Here is a 3,177-nt window from a genome sequence, read left to right on the forward strand (position 1 = left end):
TTTCTGGATTGTTCACTTTATTTAAAAATAACCGATACTCGCCACTATCAATAGCACTAGAGGATCTTTCTTTGATAAACTTTTCTAATGCAACAGATCCGTTAAAAATTAAAATACTAGATTCAAATATGTCATTGGGAAGATACCATAATAGATAACATCGCTTACCATCTTGTTTTTGTTTAGTAGTAAGTATATGCAATAGCTTATCAAATAACTCAATTTTATATGAGGAAGATATTTTCCTGTTGAAATCTTGGAAGGATTCTTTAATAAAAATTTCATCGTCAGTAGAATCAATTGTTTCAGCCATATTATCCAAGTTTTTTAGCATTAGTTTCCATCTGCGCTTTAATCCTCTAAGCTTTGTTTTCATTTAGGACCTTCCTAATTTTATTTTGATAAAATTTTGTATAGTTGCTATATACTTCTCTTCATCTGACATCTTTAAAAAAAATCCCAGTAATGTAATTGTGGGTATTTTATCCCTGTCACTATTGTCGATTGGAAAAGTACAAATTTTGAGTATTTTTCATTTTTCTCTCTTATGTTCTTTAGCCTACCTTTCATCCTCAGAAAAAATACTCCCTTGTTGGATTTACTATTACGGTGAGAGCCAGAAGATAGGAAACTAGCATTTTATATAGTAGGTAATGGCAGAGAAAGAATATATAATTGCATGATTAATAACATAACACATACTAGCAACATAATATTTTCTCTTCTGTCATGAATTGGATGCAAATACCCATCTTCTTTTGGTCTATCATTTATTGTTCCATACAGGATTTTCCTTCTTATTAATACAACTGCAGCCCCTATTATCCATATGATTACAATAAACAAAAAAATTTTAATTGCTAAATACGTTTGTCTTACAATCACTAGATATAACAAAAAAACATCGATAAATTTAATGGTAAACAGTAAAAATCTTCTAACTTTTCTACCATAATAAATCAAATTGTAATTCATATAAAAACCATCCTCTTGTTCATTGTTTTAAGGAATGTTGTAATATTCTGCATTTAATTCATACCATTCTATAGGACATGCTGCTATTCTTTCCGCAACCTGAGCATTTATCTCCCCACTGACTAAATGACCCAAAACGAAATTAGATTCACAGCCAGTATGAACAGTTACCTAATTTCAAATATATCTCTATTTATTTAGTTGTAGTTAATCATAGCATTGCAAATGTATAAAAACAATCACAGTGTTTAAAAATGACATGAAAGGAAAAGCACTAATCGAAAGGTCTATGTGTTAGATTGAAAGTTTAATCCTTACATGTAGTTTAAGCTTTCCTATTCCAGTTTTATCTTTTATTTTTCCACTTTCTTCCGCCATGTCCTGCGTTATCTTCTTTAGCATAGCCTATTTTAGGATCTTGTTAAGCAAAGCATTTTTCCCGTTTACTTTTTGGTTAAAATTCCTAAAGTTGATACGACTATTCGAATCTAGTAAACCTTTAGGAATACCATGAGCTTTGGCAGCATTATTTTGTGGATTCTTTAGCCCATCATTAATTGTTTTATATGCTCGGTGCTTACATCGGTCGAAATTTCACCTAATACAATCGCTTCAGACTCAGACAAAGCAATTTGTCCAGCACCAGGAATAAAGTAAACTCCTGCAAAGGTAGGAAATTTCATTTGTCATTAAGAGGTATGTATACTCATTAATCGTGAGGTTATTATCTAGTAAAAAATTGTCAACTTCTAATGCTTCTCGTGTATTACGGGCAATCAACCAAGTTTTGTAACAACGATTTCATCTTCAGGCTTCAGACCAACTATCAGCTGATTGAACGTTGGACGATCCCGTCTCATACCTATAAATTTTCCAGAAACAAATGCTCCTTCTCAACACCGTTCACAAGTTGTTTTTGAATTTACTCTTTCTTACATTGAGATGCGGCTAAGACACGTGCATAATCATATTTTGTATCTCTCCTACTCTGACAAATCATCTATCGTGTATTTGGAGAAACCTTCATAGAAATAGCTGACGTCGATTCCTTTCATATATAACTCGCGATCATCAATTTTGTCAGTCAATGCCTTAGAAATTAGATAGCGTATCTCTAAATCATTTATGGGACTTCGCTCCATTGCCGAAAGGTAATCTTCTTTATTGATCAAGTTCCAATCTACAACCTTTTGCAATTCTTTTTTTAAAATGAGAGCCAGCCAAATTCTAGTAGTCCGACCATTTCCTTCACGAAAAGGGTGAGCAATATTCATCTCTACATATTTTTTTATAATCTCCTCAAAAGAAGTTTGCGGTAGCTGATCAATATGTTTTAAAGAATGCTCCAAGTACATGACCGGCGCAAATTGAAAATTTCCTTTTGCGATATTGACCGTTCGAATATTTCCAGCAAAATCATAAATCTCTGAAAAGAGAAATTCATGAATTTCAGCTAAGCCTTTAAAAGTACCCACTTCGATTTCATTTATTTTCCCCGAATCGTATAATTTTTTCGCTTTTTGCTTGCTTAGTTTTTCTTCAGCCCTGTCTAATGCAGCTTGATTGGTTAAACCCAAATTGTTATCTAAAATCATGCAAAATCCCCCAACTTAATGACATTAGTTTATAAACTACTCACAAGTCTATTATACTGAGCATTTATTTGTGTATCAAAATCTATTAAGTTTATGTCACCATTCAAGATTTGTAATTAATCTCATAAATTTAATTTTTAATTGAGCAGTGAATAATTTATGAGTTTATGGACACGAAAATATAATAATGCATATCAATCATAGTATCTAAAAAGAGTGTCCAGAAAATGACTAATTTCTGGACACTCTTTTTAACAATTTAATCATACACATTCTATTATTTGAAATCTAATTTTCACAATATATCTGGTCGCCAAGAACGGTTTATATAATTCATTCAGAAGAAAGACCAACAGCGTATACTCTGTTGGTCTCGTAAAAAAATTGGAAATAAGCATATTAAAAGAGACGCCCCCAATTCTTGTCTCTTTGATTGGAAGATAATCAATCCTTTATTTTAAATCAACGATTGAGAACTTTTTTCGACTTTCCGATTTTAGATAATTTAATAGCAATTCTTTTTTGTAACATATTATTTGTATGCTTACTGATTAAAATATGAAAATAAAATAAAATTTTAAATCTTTTAATTTTACCCACAAAGTCA

The 3,177-nt window shown here is 31.3% G+C and carries 3 protein-coding genes and 1 pseudogene; all 4 read right to left on the reverse strand.

Annotated elements, in window-relative coordinates; genetic code table 11:
- Positions 1-376 (reverse strand): hypothetical protein (locus A5867_RS17720; protein WP_249270070.1); only part of this gene is annotated, 376 nt, incomplete at its 3' end.
- 263 nt (positions 377-639) lie between these two features.
- Complete coding sequence (locus tag A5867_RS17725) at positions 640-975, reverse strand: hypothetical protein (RefSeq protein WP_087628141.1); 336 nt, start codon at positions 973-975, stop codon at positions 640-642.
- Between the two features lie 711 nt (positions 976-1,686).
- Positions 1,687-1,897, reverse strand: a pseudogene (locus tag A5867_RS18260) (recombinase family protein); the annotation flags it as partial.
- A gap of 61 nt (positions 1,898-1,958) precedes the next feature.
- Positions 1,959-2,570 (reverse strand): protein adenylyltransferase Fic, encoded by a 612-nt coding sequence (locus A5867_RS17730; protein ID WP_087628142.1) that lies wholly within the window; start codon positions 2,568-2,570, stop codon positions 1,959-1,961.
- Positions 2,571-3,177 lie beyond the last annotated feature (607 nt).

Origin of the sequence: Enterococcus sp. 6D12_DIV0197 (assembly GCF_002174385.1) — a bacterium.
Classification (GTDB): Bacteria; Bacillota; Bacilli; order Lactobacillales; family Enterococcaceae; genus Enterococcus_D; species Enterococcus_D casseliflavus.